Source organism: Streptomyces sp. NPDC050997, from assembly GCF_040660135.1.
Classification (GTDB): Bacteria; Actinomycetota; Actinomycetes; order Streptomycetales; family Streptomycetaceae; genus Streptomyces.
In genome coordinates this window covers 291,906-306,894 of record NZ_JBFAGK010000011.1, presented here as the reverse complement: position 1 = coordinate 306,894, position 14,989 = coordinate 291,906, and the positions used below count along the sequence as shown (strand labels likewise).

At 69.1% G+C, this 14,989-nt stretch carries 11 protein-coding genes and 4 pseudogenes; 10 read left to right on the top strand and 5 right to left on the bottom strand.

All coding sequences use genetic code 11. The annotated features are described in order from the left end of the window. Nucleotides 1–176: 176 nt before the first annotated feature. From AB0H86_RS25805 to AB0H86_RS25790, 4 genes are all read right to left on the bottom strand, one after another. Nucleotides 177–1,574 (bottom strand): FAD-dependent monooxygenase, encoded by a 1,398-nt coding sequence (locus AB0H86_RS25805; RefSeq protein ID WP_362443195.1) that lies wholly within the window; start codon nucleotides 1,572–1,574, stop codon nucleotides 177–179. A gap of 14 nt (nucleotides 1,575–1,588) precedes the next feature. Next, on the bottom strand, nucleotides 1,589–2,767 hold the full coding sequence (locus AB0H86_RS25800; protein WP_362443192.1) for an MAB_1171c family putative transporter: 1,179 nt from the start codon (nucleotides 2,765–2,767) through the stop codon (nucleotides 1,589–1,591). 61 nt (nucleotides 2,768–2,828) lie between these two features. Next, a complete protein-coding gene (locus AB0H86_RS25795) occupies nucleotides 2,829–4,010 on the bottom strand; it encodes an MAB_1171c family putative transporter (protein WP_362443189.1) in 1,182 nt (393 codons plus the stop codon). Next, nucleotides 4,007–4,525, bottom strand: a complete 519-nt coding sequence (locus tag AB0H86_RS25790) for a toxin (protein WP_362443256.1) — start codon at nucleotides 4,523–4,525, stop codon at nucleotides 4,007–4,009. Before AB0H86_RS25790 ends, AB0H86_RS25795 begins: the two co-directional genes overlap by 4 nt. A 353-nt stretch (nucleotides 4,526–4,878) precedes the next feature. Here AB0H86_RS25790 and AB0H86_RS25785 point away from each other — a divergent pair, with 353 nt between their 5' ends. The 7 genes and pseudogenes from AB0H86_RS25785 to AB0H86_RS25755 all read left to right on the top strand — a co-directional run. Then, nucleotides 4,879–6,228, top strand: a complete 1,350-nt coding sequence (locus AB0H86_RS25785; RefSeq protein ID WP_362443186.1) for an extracellular solute-binding protein — start codon at nucleotides 4,879–4,881, stop codon at nucleotides 6,226–6,228. Next, complete coding sequence (locus AB0H86_RS25780; RefSeq protein WP_362443183.1) at nucleotides 6,225–7,166, top strand: sugar ABC transporter permease; 942 nt, start codon at nucleotides 6,225–6,227, stop codon at nucleotides 7,164–7,166. The genes AB0H86_RS25785 and AB0H86_RS25780 overlap by 4 nt, the downstream gene beginning before the upstream one ends. After that, nucleotides 7,163–8,023 (top strand): carbohydrate ABC transporter permease, encoded by an 861-nt coding sequence (locus AB0H86_RS25775; RefSeq protein ID WP_362443180.1) that lies wholly within the window; start codon nucleotides 7,163–7,165, stop codon nucleotides 8,021–8,023. The genes AB0H86_RS25780 and AB0H86_RS25775 overlap by 4 nt, the downstream gene beginning before the upstream one ends. 145 nt (nucleotides 8,024–8,168) lie before the next feature. After that, nucleotides 8,169–9,683: an alpha-N-arabinofuranosidase gene (locus tag AB0H86_RS25770; RefSeq protein WP_362443178.1), complete on the top strand. Its 1,515-nt coding sequence runs from the start codon at nucleotides 8,169–8,171 to the stop codon at nucleotides 9,681–9,683. A gap of 42 nt (nucleotides 9,684–9,725) precedes the next feature. Beyond that, nucleotides 9,726–9,968, top strand: a pseudogene (locus AB0H86_RS25765) (DUF6192 family protein); the annotation flags it as partial. 2 nt (nucleotides 9,969–9,970) lie between these two features. Beyond that, nucleotides 9,971–10,252, top strand: a pseudogene (locus tag AB0H86_RS25760) (RacP protein); the annotation flags it as partial. Next, nucleotides 10,248–10,514, top strand: a pseudogene (locus tag AB0H86_RS25755) (transposase); the annotation flags it as partial. The pseudogenes AB0H86_RS25760 and AB0H86_RS25755, both read left to right, overlap by 5 nt. 238 nt (nucleotides 10,515–10,752) lie before the next feature. Here AB0H86_RS25755 and AB0H86_RS25750 read toward each other — a convergent pair. Further along, a complete protein-coding gene (locus AB0H86_RS25750) occupies nucleotides 10,753–12,000 on the bottom strand; it encodes a PP2C family protein-serine/threonine phosphatase (RefSeq protein ID WP_362443175.1) in 1,248 nt (415 codons plus the stop codon). 713 nt (nucleotides 12,001–12,713) lie between these two features. Between AB0H86_RS25750 and AB0H86_RS25745 the strand changes: the two genes are divergently transcribed. The 3 genes and pseudogenes from AB0H86_RS25745 to AB0H86_RS25735 all read left to right on the top strand — a co-directional run. Continuing rightward, complete coding sequence (locus AB0H86_RS25745; RefSeq protein WP_362443172.1) at nucleotides 12,714–13,295, top strand: YdeI/OmpD-associated family protein; 582 nt, start codon at nucleotides 12,714–12,716, stop codon at nucleotides 13,293–13,295. Nucleotides 13,296–13,533: 238 nt separating this feature from the next. Continuing rightward, nucleotides 13,534–14,484: an alpha/beta hydrolase gene (locus tag AB0H86_RS25740; protein WP_362443253.1), complete on the top strand. Its 951-nt coding sequence runs from the start codon at nucleotides 13,534–13,536 to the stop codon at nucleotides 14,482–14,484. Nucleotides 14,485–14,545: 61 nt separating this feature from the next. Then, nucleotides 14,546–14,986, top strand: a pseudogene (locus tag AB0H86_RS25735) (transposase); the annotation flags it as partial. Between the last annotated feature and the right edge of the window lie 3 nt (nucleotides 14,987–14,989).

The following is a 14,989-nucleotide window of genomic DNA, read 5'->3' as shown; positions in this document are numbered from 1 at the left end:
TGCGCCCCGTCATCGCCGGGCGCAGGCACTGGGCCGCGTGACCTGCCCGCCGCGGGCGCCGGGCCGTGCGCCCCGTCATCGCCGGGCGCAGGCACCGGGCCGCGCGACCCGCCCGCCACCGACCGGCGCCACCGATCCGCCACTGCCCGCCGCAGGCACCGGCGCCCGTACCGGTCTCAGACGGACACCCGCTCCAGACCCCGCAGAACCTTCCGCTCCCCGGCGCTCAACGGCGGTTCCCGCAACGGTGGCAGCAGGGAGCCGTTGATCACCGCCAGCACGGTCGCCGGATGCAGCAACCGTCCCGGTCCCACCGTCAGGCTGGTCACGTCCCACAGTGCGGCGGCGGCCCGGTACGAGCCCGTCGCCGCCCTCGTCAGCCGCCGTGAGTACCGCGTGACCAGCCGGTCCCCGGCGTTCGGCTGCCCGCCGCGCGTCTGCGGATACCAGACGTCCTGGCCCACGGCCATCGCCCAGGCCGCGTCCACGGACCGCGCCGCCCCCCGCTGCACCCGCCGCGCCAGCCCGGCGGACCTCAGCCCGGTCCGCCGCACCTCGTCCCCCAGGAACCGCGCCCCCAGCGCGGCCACCGCCATCCCCTGCCCGTACGCCGGGTTGAACGTGGCCAGCGCGTCCCCGAGCACCACGAACCCCTCCGGCCACCGCGGCACCTTCTCCAGATAGCGCCGGACATTGGACGTGCTGCGGCTGATGTGCACGTCGGTCAGCGGCTCCGCGCCGGAGATGAGCCGTCCGACGATGGGGTGCGGCAGGTCGAGGGTGTACTGGAGGAACCCCTCGGGGTCGGCCGGGGGTTCACCGCCGCGAGTGCCGGCGAGGCTCACCATCCACCGGCCGCCCTCGATGGGCAGCACCATCCCGCTGCGCCCCGGCCGGTTCACATACGGGTCGGCCTGCACGATCGTCAGCGGGAACCGCTCGGCGCCCTCGGGTACGCGATAGACCCGGGTGGCGTTGACGAGCCCGGAGTCCACGGTCCGTTCACGGATGTCCGTGACGCCGAGCCCCTCCAGCCAGTGCGTGACACGTGAGCCGCGCCCACTGGCGTCGACCACGAACTCGGCGTCAAGTTCCGTCTCTCCCTCGGGAGTCGACAGTCGTACGCCGGTAACCCGCCCGCCCTGGCCGGTGAGTTCGAGAACCTGCGCCCGGCGCACCTCGACCTCGGTGTGCTCCAGAACCGCCGTGCGCACCGCCCAGTCCAGCAACGCCCGGCTGCACGCGAGCATATGGGGGCCGTCGTGACGCCAGCGCCGCAGCCAGCCCTCCGGGGTGAGCGCCACCATGCCGGAACCGAGGGGTATGTCGTGGGCGCCCGCGTCGAGCAGGTGCCGGCGCATGCTGACGCCGGGCACCAGGTCCTCCATGGCGGCGAGGCCCCCCGCCAGCAACAGGTGGGCGTGCCGTCCCTGCGGGAGCCCCTTGCGGTGGTCGGGTCCCTCGGGCAGGTCGTCGCGGTCCAGGACGATCACTTCGTCCGCGGTACCCGACAGCGCGGCCGCGGCCAGCATGCCGGCCAGGCCGGCACCGATGACGACAGCTCTCCGCGTCATGGAACTCCTCGTGTTCAGCCAGGGGTGGCCTTCACCGTACCTTCGCGTACGGCGGTGACGTGTGCCGAACGTGTGAGCGCCTGCGCCAACTCCACGAGCCCTCCGGTGCCGGAGACCTCCGTGGCGTACAGCCGGTACGCGCTCGGTGTGACCAGGGGCGTCTCCCGGGCGGCGGCGCGGCGGGCGGCGTCGGTCACCATCGCCGCCTCGGCCGCCAGGCGGGCCGCGTGCGCGTCACGGCCCGCGCGCAGGGCGGTGTCCAGGGCCCGTTCGCGGATCCGGTCGTCGAAGTACGGGGCGAGCGCCAACAGGGCGTCGTGGATCGACACCTCACGCCAGCGCAGCCGGTCCCGGGGCGAGAGCCACCAGGCGCTGGGCGGCTTCGGGGCGGTGGAGGCGAACCGCACCCGCGACCACAACGGGCCCAGCCTGCGATGGTCCTCGACGCTGTGCCAGTGCGCGAGAGCCGGCGGCAGCAGCCTCGGCAGCACGAATCCGGCGGCGAACAGCAGCGCGGCCAGCGCGGCCAGCGGCGGGGCCACCCCGGTGGACAGGACATCGAGGTCGTGCCCCGTCCAACGCGCCACGACGGCCGTGTACTTGGCCCCCTGGAAACCCACCACGTCCAGCAGCGCGCCCGCGAGGATCAGCCACAGCCCGGACCGCAGCAGCCCGGTGACCTCCCGGCCCCACTTGACGCACACCGCGCACATCGCCAGCATCGCCGCGCTGTGCCCCAGCAGATAGAGCACGATCATCTCGCGCATGTAGGGAGTGTTCGCGTAGTAGGTGTCGAGGTCGTTGAGCCGCTCGACGTGCGCGTCGGACAGCGTGAACAGCGCGACGATGACGACGATCAGGGTGCCGTACGCGGCGACGGCCCGCAGCGACAGACGCCGGATCCGCTCCGGTGAGCCGCCCCGCCAGTTGATCAGCAGGATGAGCAGGGAGCAGCTGTACGCCGAGATCATGCCGTAGGTGAGCGGGGCGCCGAAGTTCGGGATGCCGGTGACCTCGTTGACGGCGGCCAGGGTCACCGGGGCGGCGCAGACGAAGACGAGGGAGCCGAGGACGATCGACGCGCAGGTGGACAGGGTCAGCGGGTCCCGTAAGGCAGTCAGCGGCTGTCGGCGGAACAGGACCACGCAGGACAGTCCGAAGACCGCTGCCGCCAGATACACGACGAGGCTCATGCCCGGGAACTCCGTTCGGACGATGCGGCGGTGGGGGGAGGGTGCGCCGCGGGCACCGTGTTCATGCCGTACCAGTGGAGGTCGTACCGGCGCGGACGCGGGCGGCCGCGACGAGCGGGGAGGCGGCCAGCGCGTCGGCGATGTCCACGAGGGTGCCCGGGGCGGGCGCCCGGTCCTGGAACCGTTCCGCCGCTCCGGGCGGCAGCAGGGAGCTGTCCCGGTCGCGTTCCTCCACGGCGGCCGCGGCGATCACCGCGGCCCACGCGGTCGCCTCGGCCCGCTCCGGGTCGGCGGCCTCCAGGGTCGCGGCCTCCAGGGTCCGCTCGTACAGGTTCGGGTCGAAGAACGCGTCGAGGCTGCCGAGCGCGTTGTGGATGCTGGTCTGCCGCCACACCAGCCGGGTGACGGGGGAGGACCAGCGCGGCCGGGGCAGCCGCAGCGCGCGGCGGGTGAGGAACTCGTCCAGTTCCCGTTGCAGTGGGGCCAGGCGCGCGAAGTCCCGCCGCGCCCGCCGCCACCGCGTGGTCCGGGGCCCGACCAGTGGGATCAGGATGCCCACCACCGTCATCAGGGCGGCCAGACCGGCGGCGGCCGGCGAGAAGGTCGTACTGAGACCCGACCAGTCGAGTCCGGCCCAGCGGGCCACCACGGCGGCGAGCTTGGACACGCTGTATCCGGCGTTGCACAGCGCTCCGAAGCCGAGCACCACCAGGCCCGCGCGCAGCCAGCCGCGCACCTCGCGGGCCCAGCGCAGCGCGGACACCGAGGTGACGCTGACGGCGGCGAGGTGGCCGACCAGGTACAGCACGATCATCTCGGCGATGAACGGCGTGGTCGCGTAGTAGGTGTCCAGGTCGGTGCGGCGTTCCACCGGCGCGTCGCCGAGGGCGAAGGTGACGGCGATGCCGAGCAGCACGAACGCGTACGCCACGATCCAGCGGCGGGTGACGCGGTGCACCTGCGGTCCGCCCCGCCAGTAGACGATCAGCACCTGGGAGGCCGCGCTGTACGCGGTGATCGACGCGTAGGTCAGCGGGGCGGCGAGGTTGGGAATGCCGCTGAGGTGGTTGACGGCCGCGACCGTCGGCTCGGCGCCGAGGAAGAAGCAGACCCCGGCCAGGCCCAGGACGGCACAGATCGCCCGCAGATAGGGGTCGTGCCGGTGGCGTACCAGGTCGGGGGCCTTGACCACGAGCCCGAGCCACAGCGCGCCGCAACTGACGTAGTTGATCAGGCCGTTCATCTTCGGGTCCCGCGGTAGTTGAGCGCGGCGCCGATGCGCCCGGCGATGTCCTGGCCGCCCTCGCCGCCCTCGCCGCCCTCGCCCGCCCCGGGGCCGGGATCCGCCGGGGCCTCCAGCCAGGGCCGCAGCCGGCCGCCCATCAGCATGCCGAAGCGGTCGGCCTCCTGCTCGTCGTCCAGGCTGAAGTCGGTGCGCGCGGCGACGGTCCGGGGAGGACCGTCGCCGGTCGGCGACGGGGCGCCGGTGCCCTGCTGGTACATGTGCCACACCTCATGACAGAAGATCACGATCTGATGCCATACGGCGGCCCGCTTGTCGACGACGACGATGTCCTGGGTGTCGCCCTCCAGCCACAGCCCGCTCGCGGTGTGCGGCGGGAAGACCTCCCGGCGCACCACGACCTCACGGCCCCGCCACCGGCTGACGGAGTCGACGAGGGCGTCGAACAGCGCCCCGGGATCGGCGGGTAGCGGTACGCGCATCGGGGCGATGAGCACACCGGCGAGCCGACGCATCTCCTTCTTCCGGCGGCGCATCGCCCCGAGCTGCCGGGTCATCCGTTCCTTCAGTTACCTCACCTCCGGCGCGGCGGCCGGCACGGCGGTCGCGATCCAGAAGGAGACGGCGTAGGCGTCGAGGGTGAGGGCGTCGAGGGCGAGGGCGTGTGTCACCGCGCCTCTCCTCCTCCCCCTTCTCGCTGCGAGTCAGCCGCTCGGCGGCTTTAAGAGGTTACGCGCCCTGAACTGTCCCCGTCATGCGAGTCGCGTCCAAAGCATTGACGCGCAAGCGCTTCGAATCTACGGTCCCGTTCGAAGTTACGGGCGTTATTCGATATGTCGAACAGTGGGGGCGGAAGTGAGGGCAGGGTATGGAGCGAACTGACCTGAGTCGCAGACAACTCATGGGCGGGCTCGGCGGGTTGCTCGTAGCGGGCAGCTTCGGCTTCGCCGCCCTCGGCACCGGCGCCGACGCGCTCGCCGCCGGCTCGCAGACCCGGGTGCGGTACTGGAACCTCTTCAGCGGCGGCGACGGCTACAACATGATCGCGATGCTGGACGCCTTCCGTCAGGCGAACTCCGGCATCGACGTGAAGGACTCCACCCTCCAGTGGGGCAATCCCTTCTACACCAAGCTGGCCATGGCGGCCGCGGGCAACCGCGCACCCGACCTCGGCGTCATGCACCTGGGCCGGGTCACCGGCTTCTCGCCCGGCCGCCTCCTGGACCCCTGGGACGTCGACCTGCTCGCCAAGTACGGCGTGCGGGAAGCGGACTTCAACCCCGAGCTGTGGAAGCGCGCCGTCATCGACGGCAGGCTCTACGCCCTCCCGCTCGACATCCACGTCCAGCTCTGCTTCTACCGCAAGGACGTGCTGAAGAAGGCGGGCCTGCTCGGCGACGACGGCCGGATCGTCCCGGTCACGTCGGCCGACGAGTGGTTCGACGTACTGAAGGAGGCGAAGAAGGCCACGAAGAAGGGGCTGCAGACCCTCGGTCTGCACGCCAACGACCAGAATTTCATGTGGTGGTTCTTCGTCGCCTTCTACACCCAGCTCGGCGGCACGTACTTCGACGGCGCCGACACCGAGGTCACCTTCGACACCGACAAAGCCGTCCAGGTCCTGGAGTTCCTGCGCCGGCACGTCACCGACGGATACGCCGTCGTGGGCGCCGCCGACGGCGAGCAGTTCATCAACGGCACGCCCTTCACCTGGGAGGGCAACTGGTCCGTGCCCGTCTTCTCCGGCGCCGAGCTCGACTACGGCGCCACCCCGCTGCCGCCCGTCTTCGGCAAGCAGGCCACCCACGCCGAGTCGCACGCCTTCGTCCTGCCGCACCAGTCCGACCGCGGCGGCCCCGCCGACGAGGCCGCCCATCAGCTCGCCGCCTACGTCGTCCAGCACGCCCAGCAGTGGGCGGCCGGCGGCCACATCCCCGCGTACACGCCGACCCTGTCCACGGCCGCGTACAAGAAGCTGGTCCCGCAGAGCGAGTACGTGTCGGCCATGGACCACCAGGCCACCGAGCCGAAGGTGTGGTTCGCGGGCTCCACCGGCATCCTCGCCCAGCGCGTCGGCCCGATCGTCGTGTCCTCCACGATGGGCTCCGCGGGGCCGGAGGCCGCCGCCCGCAGGATGAAGGGCGCCCTCACCCAGCTGCTCGCCATGAAGAACCCCATGGACGGCAGGACCGCCGCGCAAGGAGGTACGGCCGCATGACGGCGACCAGCGCCCAGACCGCGCTCGCACCGGCGCGCCCGAAGACCGCCGCGCGGAGCGCCACCCTCCGCCGCAAGCAGGGCTTCCAGCACGGCGGCTGGTTCGTCGCCCCGTTCCTCGCGCTGTTCGCGCTGTTCGTGATCTGGCCGCTGCTGCGCGGCGTCTATCTCAGTCTCACGGACGCCAACATCGCCGGCGACAGCGCGCACTTCATCGGCCTCGACAACTACCGCGAGGCCCTGAAGGACCCGCTGATGTGGGACTCGCTCGGCCACAGCGCGTACTTCACGCTCCTGGTCGTGCCCTGCATCACGGTCCTCGCCTTCCTGCTCGCGATGCTCGCGCACCACATCGAACGCGGTAAGTGGCTGTGGCGGCTGTGCTTCTTCGCGCCCTTCCTCCTCCCCTCCACCGTCGCGGGCAACCTGTGGCAGTGGCTGTTCAACCCCGGCACCGGAATGATCAACCACCTCTTCGGCATCGAGACGCCGTGGCTGGCCGACAAGTCGTACGCGATGCTCGCCATCGTCATCACGACCCTGTGGTGGACCGTCGGCTTCAGCTTCCTGCTCTACCTCGCCGCACTCCAGGGCATCCCCGCGCACCTCTACGAGGCCGCCAGGCTGGACGGCGCGAACGCCTGGCAGCGCATGGTCCACATCACGCTGCCGTTGCTGGGCCACATCACCGGCCTCGTCATCGCCCTGCAGATCCTCGCCTCGCTCCAGGTCTTCGACCAGGCCGTCGTGATGATGGACTTCTCGCCAGGACCGGAGGAATCGACCAGGACGTTCGTGCAGTACACCCTCGAAGAGGGCTTCACCAGCTACCGCGTGGGCTACGCCTCCGCGATCTCCATCATCTTCTTCGTGATCATCGCGGCCGTCGCCCTCGCGCGGATGTGGCTGCTGCGCAACCGTGAGGAGGGCGGCCGATGAGCACCGCCACACCAGTGCGCGTCAAACCCCGCAGGCCATGGACGCCCAGCCAGATCATCCTCACCGTCCTCGGCGCGGCCGTCTCAGTCGTCTTCCTCGCACCGTTCGCCTGGGCCCTGTTCACCTCGCTCAAGTCGGAGACCGAGGCCGTGGAGGTGCCTCCGCACTGGCTGCCCGTGGACTGGACGGGCCAGGCGTGGAAGGCGCTCTTCGAGACCGGCAACATCACCAACTGGTTCGTCAACTCCCTCGTCGTCTCGGTGTGTGTGACGTCCGTGGTGCTGTTCGTGAGCGCGCTCGCCGGATACGGGTTCGCCCGCACCGAGTTCCGCGGCAAGGGCGTCCTGATGGGCGTGGTCATGGCGGGCCTGATGATCTCCCCCGCGGTCCTCGGCGTGCCGCTGTTCACCACCGTCCAGCAGATGGGGATGGTCGACACCTACTGGGGCATGATCCTGCCGCAGTGCGCGCCCGCCGCGATGGTCTACATCCTCTACAAGTTCTTCCAGGGCATCCCGCGCGAACTGGAGGAGGCCGCGTTCATCGACGGCGCCGGACGCTGGCGGGTCTTCTTCACCATCGTCGTGCCGCTGTCCCGCCCCTCCCTTGCGGCGGTCGGCATCTTCACCTTCATCGCCTCCTGGAACAACTTCCTGTGGCCGTACATGGTGACCAACAACCCCGACCTGATGACCATGCCGAACGGCATCGCGACCGTCATGAACTCCTACGGCATCCAGTGGGCCCAACTCATGGCCGGCGGCCTCATGGCGGGCCTGCCGCTGATCATCGTCTTCGTCTTCTTCCAGAGGCAGATAGTGGCAGGCGTCGCACACACCGGCTTGGCAGGCCAGTAGCGCCCTATAGGGGCGCGGGGAACTGCGCGACAAGCCACGAACCACCCGCTTCTTTTAGGGGCGCGGGGAACTGCGCGACAAGCCACGAACCACCCGCAGGCGAAACTGAACCTCCGCAGGCGAAACAGAACCTCGAAAGGCCAGCATGCACACCGCCCGCTTCACCCTCGACCCCGCCTTCACCGTCGGCGAGGTCAACCCCCGCCTCTTCGGCAGCTTCGTAGAACACCTTGGCCGCTGCGTCTACACCGGCATCTTCGAGCCGGGCCACCCCACAGCCGATGAAGCCGGCCTGCGCCAAGACGTCCTGGACCTGGTCCGCGAACTGGGCGCGACCGCCATCCGGTACCCCGGCGGCAACTTCGTCTCCGGCTACAAGTGGGAGGACTCGGTCGGCCCCGCCGAGGACCGCCCCCGCCGCCTCGACCTCGCCTGGCACTCCACGGAGACGAACCGCTTCGGCCTCTCCGAGTACATCGCCTTCCTCCGCAAGATCGGCCCTCACGCCGAACCCATGATGGCCGTCAACCTCGGCACCCGGGGCGTCGCCGAGGCACTGGAACTCCAGGAGTACGCCAACCACACCAAGGGCACCGCCCTGTCGGACCTGCGGGCCGGGCACGGCGACAAGGACCCCTTCGGCATCAGGCTCTGGTGCCTCGGCAACGAGATGGACGGCCCCTGGCAGACCGGCCACAAGACCGCCGAGGAGTACGGCAGGATCGCCGCCGAGACGGCCCGCGCGATGCGCCAGATCGATCCGGGTGTCGAACTGGTCGCCTGTGGCTCCTCCAGCCAGTCCATGCCGACCTTCGCCGAGTGGGAGGCGACGGTCCTCAAGGAGACCTACGACCTCGTCGACCACATCTCCCTGCACGCCTACTACTGGCCGGAGAACGGCGACATCGACTCCTTCCTCGCCTCGGCCGTCGACATGGAGTCCTTCATCGACAACGTGGTCGCGACCGCCGACCACGTCGGCGCGACGCTGAAGTCGAAGAAGCGGATCAACCTCTCCTTCGACGAGTGGAACGTCTGGTACCTGCCCGAGTGGGAGGCGCACGCGAAGACGTTCGAGCAGGACGACTGGCCCGAGGCCCCCCGCCTGTTGGAGGACAACTACAGCGTCACCGACGCGGTCGTCTTCGGCTCGCTCCTCATCGCGCTGCTCCGGCACGCCGACCGCGTCACCGTCGCCTGCCTCGCCCAGCTGGTCAACGTCATCGCCCCGATCATGACCGAGCCGGGCGGCCCGGCCTGGCGCCAGACGACGTTCTTCCCGTTCGCCCAGGCCGCGAAGCACGGCCGCGGCCAGGTCCTGGACGTCCGCGTCGACTCCCCGACGTACGAGACGAAGAAGTACGGCGAGGCCGACCTGCTGCACGCCACCGCCGTACGCGCCGACGACGGCACGGTCACCGTCTTCGCGGTCAACCGCGGCCGCACCGAGGCGCTCCCGCTGGAGGTCGCCCTGGGCGGCCTCGACCTGAGCTCGGTCGTCGAGCACAGCGCCCTCGCGGACGCCGACCCGGACGCCCGCAACACCCTCGACGCCCCCGAGCGGGTCACCCCGCACACGGTCGAGGGCACGACCCTGACGGACGGCACCCTGACCGCCGTACTGGAACCGCTGTCCTGGAACGTGATCCGGCTGGCGTAGGACCCGCGGCCCAGAGCATGTGACACAGGCTCTCAGCTTGTTCTCAGACAGATCGACCGGACGGTGGAGTTCCTGGACCTGGTCACCGCCTGCCACTCCTTCGTGGCCGCCGCCGGCCGGGTCGTCCCCGGCCTGCGTGACCGGCAGCTCGGCAAGGACGAGCGGACGATCGTGCACCAGAACGTCGCGAAGGTGCGGGCCACGCTGGACTGGATCGAGACCGCGGTCGACACCGGCAAGGTCGACATGGACGACGAACTGGCCCGCATGCTGCGGGGCGTGTAGGGATGCCCCGTGCCTCGCGGCGACGGGGCGAGGCCGCACAGCGACATGCGGACACCCTCCGGTTCGTACTGTTCGAGGCCAGACCCGCCGGGCTGCTGTTCCCCCAGCTGGTCCGCGCCAGCGAACTCTTCCCCAGCCAAGTGCGGGCGGGGCTGGCCTGCCTGCGCGACATCATCGCGGAGAACGGCTGGCCGCCGCTGATCTGGACCAGAGCCGACGGCTACCAGCTCGGCGCCGACCGCGCGGCCCTGGAGGCATACGAGCGGGCCGTGCTCGCCGATCAACGGCCGGAAGCGCCACCTGGCCGTGGACACCCGCGGGCTGCCCCTGCTGGTCATGGTCACCCCGGCCGACCTGCACGACTCCGCCGCCGCGAAGGAAGTCCTCTTCCGCCTCCGCCTGATGCACCCCGAGATCACCATCGTCTGGGCCGACTCCGCCTACGGGGGAAAGCTCGTGACCTGGGCGAAACGGCACCTCAACCTGACGATCAAGCCGGTCAGCCGACCCAAGGACGCCTCCGGATTCGTCGTGCTCCCACGCAGGCGCTTGGCCCGGAAAGGCGCAACCCCGAGCCGGCCGAGGAAACCGGCGCCGGCCGACGGCTGACCGGCCCCTTCCCCCTCCTCTTCCTCGGCAGGGGCCACGGCCGCTGAACCACACCCGGATACCACCCTCCTCCTCGGGTTGCACAAGCACGATCTCTGACACCTCTGTCGACACCACGTCCCCAGTGGCGGCGGACATCGGTGTGGTTCGGCCGTGAAGCGGTTCTGAGGTCGGCTTACTGCAGAACGGCGAGGTGTTCGGCGGCGCCCCCGCGCCATTCGATCAGGAACAGGGTCGCGTCGTCGCTGGTGAGCCCGCCCCGCTCCGCCATCAGTGCCTGGGAGAGCCAGCGCACGTCGGCGCGTACCCCGCTCGCCCCCTGGCTCATCATGCGATTGACGCAGCGGATGAGCTGTTCCTCGCCGAACGGCTCCTGTCCGGCGACGTGCTCCTCGATCACGCCGTCCGTGTAGCACAGCAGCCGGTCGCCGCGCTGGAGCTGGTGCTCGTTCATCCGGGGTTGCTCGCCGCCGAAGCCGACCGGCAGGGTGCTCGGGGCCTCCAGGGGGTGGAGCACCCGGCCGTCGCGGATCAGCAGCGGTGCCGGGTGGCCCGCGTTGACCCATTGCAGGTGGCCCGTTGCGGTGTCCAGGCGCATCATCTGCGCGGTGACGAAGCGATCGGGACCGAACTCCCCGGCGATCGCCCGATCCATGAACGAGTAGATCTCGGACAGGTCGACATCGGCACGCCTGGCGTGGCGGTAGGCGCCAATGGCGATGGTGGCCATCGCGGCGGCCCCGAGATCGTGGCCCATCGCATCGATCACGGCTACGTGCAGGATGCTTTCGTTGAGGGCGTAGTCGAAGCTGTCGCCGGCGATGCGGTAGGCGGGTTCGAGAATCCCGGCCAACGCGACCTGCGGAACGGACATGGACAGTGGCGGCAGCAGGGACCACTGGATCTCGGCGGCCACGCTCATCGGTTCCCGGCGCCGGGCCTGGAAGAACTGGTCGGTGTAGGTGTGCTTGGTGACCACCATGTCGGCGACCAGGCCGGCCAGCCTGCGCAGCAGGCGCCGGTCGTCGTCATCGACAGTGTCCATGGTGACGGCCATCACCCCGACCTGGTCGCTGCCGTCCAGCAACGGCAGGTACATCCGGACGCTGCCGTCGTCCTGCACGACCTCGACGGGAGCCGCCGTAAGGAAGGCCGTTCCGGCGGGGGAGTCGCTGATCAGCTCGGGCTCGGCGACCACCAGTCGCCGGCCCGGCAGCGGAGCGAGCACTGCCTGTGCGTAGTCCTGCAGGAGGATCGAGACGTCACGGCCACCGACTCTGGCCACCTCTTCCGCGATCAGCGGAGCGATCAGCTGCGGCGGCATCTCGTGCGCCCGGTCCAGCAGCACCCCCAACAGGCGCTCGCCGAATCCCTCCGACCGGTCCACCATGCCCCTGCCGGGCTCGCGCTCACCTTCAGTCATAGCCGCAGGGTGCCGCAGCCGCCTGGCACAGCCAGCTGATTACGCCAACGGCGGCCACGTCACGCCCGTGCGGGATACGCCTGCACCGGCCCTCGGCCAACACGCGGGCGCACGGGCAAGGAGCCGTCTGAGGCGAAATGACACGGTCAAGCCGCTCAGTAGCGCGTCCGCGAGCCGTTGTCCCAGCGACCAAGCCTGACTCGACAGCGATCCCACAGCGACGGGTTCAAAAACACGCACTCAGCTTGTTCTTTAACCTCTGGTGCTTCTCATGGCCTGCGACATGTACGGTGCCGTGGCGACAGATGGGCTGTACACACGACTGGCGGATGCGTCCCCAGCACTTGCTACCAAGATCGTGAACTGCTGCGTGCTGAGGGTGAACCGCTGGCCGAGGTGGTCGCTGACCTGCCCTACTACGGCCCGTGCACCTGTACCGCAACCTGCGTCAACCTGCTGACCGCGCCGCCCGGTTCGTCGGGTTCCTCCAGGCGGCCACAGCGGGGAGATCGGACACATCCGAGTACGCGACCTCGACGTCGGCCGTCAGCTCAAGCAGTTCATCGACTCGACGGGTGGCCTGTGGCAGCAGGGCGAAGCTCGCCAAGCAGCGAGCCGGTCAGGTCGCCTGAGTAGGCCGCTTGAGCAGGTCCCCTGAGCGGTGCGCCCGAGTAGGTCAGCATCTGTCCTATAGGGCCTCTAGTCTGCGGTTTATGCAGAAATACGAGGACGGCGTCGAGGTCCTTGTCCCCGCGAGCCCGGCCGAGCTTGAAGCCTGGCTCGACACGCATCACGGGGAACGGGCCGCGCTCTGGGTGAAGATCGCCAAGAAGCACACCGGCATCCCGTCGCTCACCTGGGAAGAGATGGTCGACACGGTGCTCTGCTTCGGCTGGATCGACGGTCTGCGGCGCGGCTTTGACGACACGTACTTCCTGCAGCGCACGACACCCCGCAGCCCCCGCTCCGCCTGGTCGCAGGTGAACGTCGACAAGGCCGAGGCCCTGATCGCGGCAGGCCGGATGCGCCCCCGCGGCCTCGCCGAGATCGAGGCGGCGCGGGCGGACGGCCGCTGGGAGACGGCATACGCCTCGCAGAAGAATGCCACCGCACCGCCGGATCTCGTCGAGGCGCTCGACGCGAACCCGGCCGCGCGGGCGTTCTACGAGACGCTCAGCAAGTCCGACCAGTTCGCCCTATACCTCCGCCTGGTCACCGCCCGCACCGAGAAGACCCGGCTGGCCCGACTGGAGCGGATGGTGGCGGCGATGGCGAGGCCCGAGCGGTCATCATGATCAACCGCTCGGCCAACGCGCAGATCAAGGACATCAAGGCCCGCGGAGGCTTATAGAGAGCTTCAATAGCCGAGGTTACGAAGTGTAACCATCCCGTCGCATATCGGCGATCTCCGTGTCAGGCTTCATTCCGAACGGGGTCCCCTCCGTGAGAAGAGTTCGTGATTCGACAGCCCGAACTATCTTCGGGAACCTTCGCCTAATCCTAATCACCCCGAAAAGACAATGAGGAAACGTGATGCTCAATCCAGCCGATTTTCCCAAGCCCACCATTATTCCGGTCAACGGTGTGGAACTCGAAGTCTTCGAAGCAGGTCGAGAAAACGAGGGAAAGCCCATCGTGCTCTGCCACGGCTGGCCGGAGCACGCCTTCTCCTGGCGTCACCTGATGCCCACTCTCGCCGCAGCCGGCTACCACGTCATCGCACCGAACCAGCGGGGTTACGGCAACTCATCCCGCCCGGCCGAAGTGACGGACTACGACATCGAGCACCTGTCGGGTGACCTCGTCGCGCTCCTCGACCACTACGGATACGAAGACGCCACATTCGTCGGCCATGACTGGGGTGCGTTCGTCGTCTGGGGACTGACCCTGTTGCACCCCAATCGTGTGAACAAGGTGATCAACCTGAGCTTGCCTTACCAGGTGCGCGGAGAAAAGCCGTGGATCGAGGTCATGGAAGAATTCCTCGGCGGCGACTTCTACTTCGTCCACTTCAATCGACAGCCGGGCGTTGCGGACGCCGTGTTCGATGAGAACGCATTCCAGGTCCTCCGCAACCTTTACCGGAAGAACGTGCCCCCCGCGCCCCCTGAGCCGGGCATGGCAATGATCAATCTCGCCAGAGCGGAAACACCACTCGGTGAGCCCGTCATGAGCGACAGCGAACTGGCCGTCTACGTCTCCGCGTTCGAAACATCGGGATTCACGGGCAGCATCAACTGGTACAGGAACCTCGACCGCAACTGGCGCCTGCTGGCGGACGTGGACCCGATCATCCAACAGCCCGCCCTCATGATCTACGGCGACCGGGACTGGGCGATCCCGAGGTCCGAAAACCTGACAGAGTTCGTGCCCAATGTGGAAGTGGTCGGCCTGGACTGCGGTCACTGGATCCAGGAGGAAATGCCCGAAGAAACAAACCAAGTGATTTCAAAATGGCTGGAACAGCAGGATGCCACCGTCTGAGCTTGATTCGTCGGGGATCTTGGAGTTTCCCGGTGCGCCGACGTGATCGGTGGGCATGCTCGGGGTGAACAGCGAGGACATCGACGTGCGCTGGCAGGCGTTCCTGAGAAGGTTCGACATCGAGCACCTCTTCAGGCTGATGAAACAGACCCTCGGGTGGACGCGGCCGAAGTTTCGCACCCCCGAGGCCGGCGAGCGTTGGACCTGGCTGATCATCGCCGCGCACACCCAGATTCGCCTTCTGCGCGGGGCCGCCGCCGACGTGCGGCGGCCGTGGGAGAAGCCCGCCGAGCCCGGCCGGTTCACCCCGGCCCGAGTCCGCCAGGGGTTCAGAAACCTCCGCCCACATCTCACCTGCCCGGCCCGTGCACCGAAACCCTCAACACCCGGACCAGGCAGGCCACTTGGCTCGAAGAACCAGCGGTCCGCCACCCGCTACGACGTGGGCAAGACCGTGAAGCGACCCGAGAGCATCACCGAACGAAACCGACTCAGACCATAAAGA

Excerpts from the sequence above, each read along its gene's own strand:
- AB0H86_RS25805 (WP_362443195.1), bottom strand. The coding sequence starts at position 1,574 with ATGACGCGGAGAGCTGTCGTCATCGGTGCCGGCCTGGCCGGCATGCTG.
- AB0H86_RS25800 (WP_362443192.1), bottom strand. The coding sequence starts at position 2,767 with ATGAGCCTCGTCGTGTATCTGGCGGCAGCGGTCTTCGGACTGTCCTGC.
- AB0H86_RS25795 (WP_362443189.1), bottom strand. The coding sequence starts at position 4,010 with ATGAACGGCCTGATCAACTACGTCAGTTGCGGCGCGCTGTGGCTCGGG.
- AB0H86_RS25790 (WP_362443256.1), bottom strand. The coding sequence starts at position 4,525 with ATGCGTCGGCTCGCCGGTGTGCTCATCGCCCCGATGCGCGTACCGCTA.
- AB0H86_RS25785 (WP_362443186.1), top strand. The coding sequence starts at position 4,879 with ATGGAGCGAACTGACCTGAGTCGCAGACAACTCATGGGCGGGCTCGGC.
- AB0H86_RS25780 (WP_362443183.1), top strand. The coding sequence starts at position 6,225 with ATGACGGCGACCAGCGCCCAGACCGCGCTCGCACCGGCGCGCCCGAAG.
- AB0H86_RS25775 (WP_362443180.1), top strand. The coding sequence starts at position 7,163 with ATGAGCACCGCCACACCAGTGCGCGTCAAACCCCGCAGGCCATGGACG.
- AB0H86_RS25770 (WP_362443178.1), top strand. The coding sequence starts at position 8,169 with ATGCACACCGCCCGCTTCACCCTCGACCCCGCCTTCACCGTCGGCGAG.
- AB0H86_RS25750 (WP_362443175.1), bottom strand. The coding sequence starts at position 12,000 with ATGACTGAAGGTGAGCGCGAGCCCGGCAGGGGCATGGTGGACCGGTCG.
- AB0H86_RS25745 (WP_362443172.1), top strand. The coding sequence starts at position 12,714 with ATGCAGAAATACGAGGACGGCGTCGAGGTCCTTGTCCCCGCGAGCCCG.
- AB0H86_RS25740 (WP_362443253.1), top strand. The coding sequence starts at position 13,534 with ATGCTCAATCCAGCCGATTTTCCCAAGCCCACCATTATTCCGGTCAAC.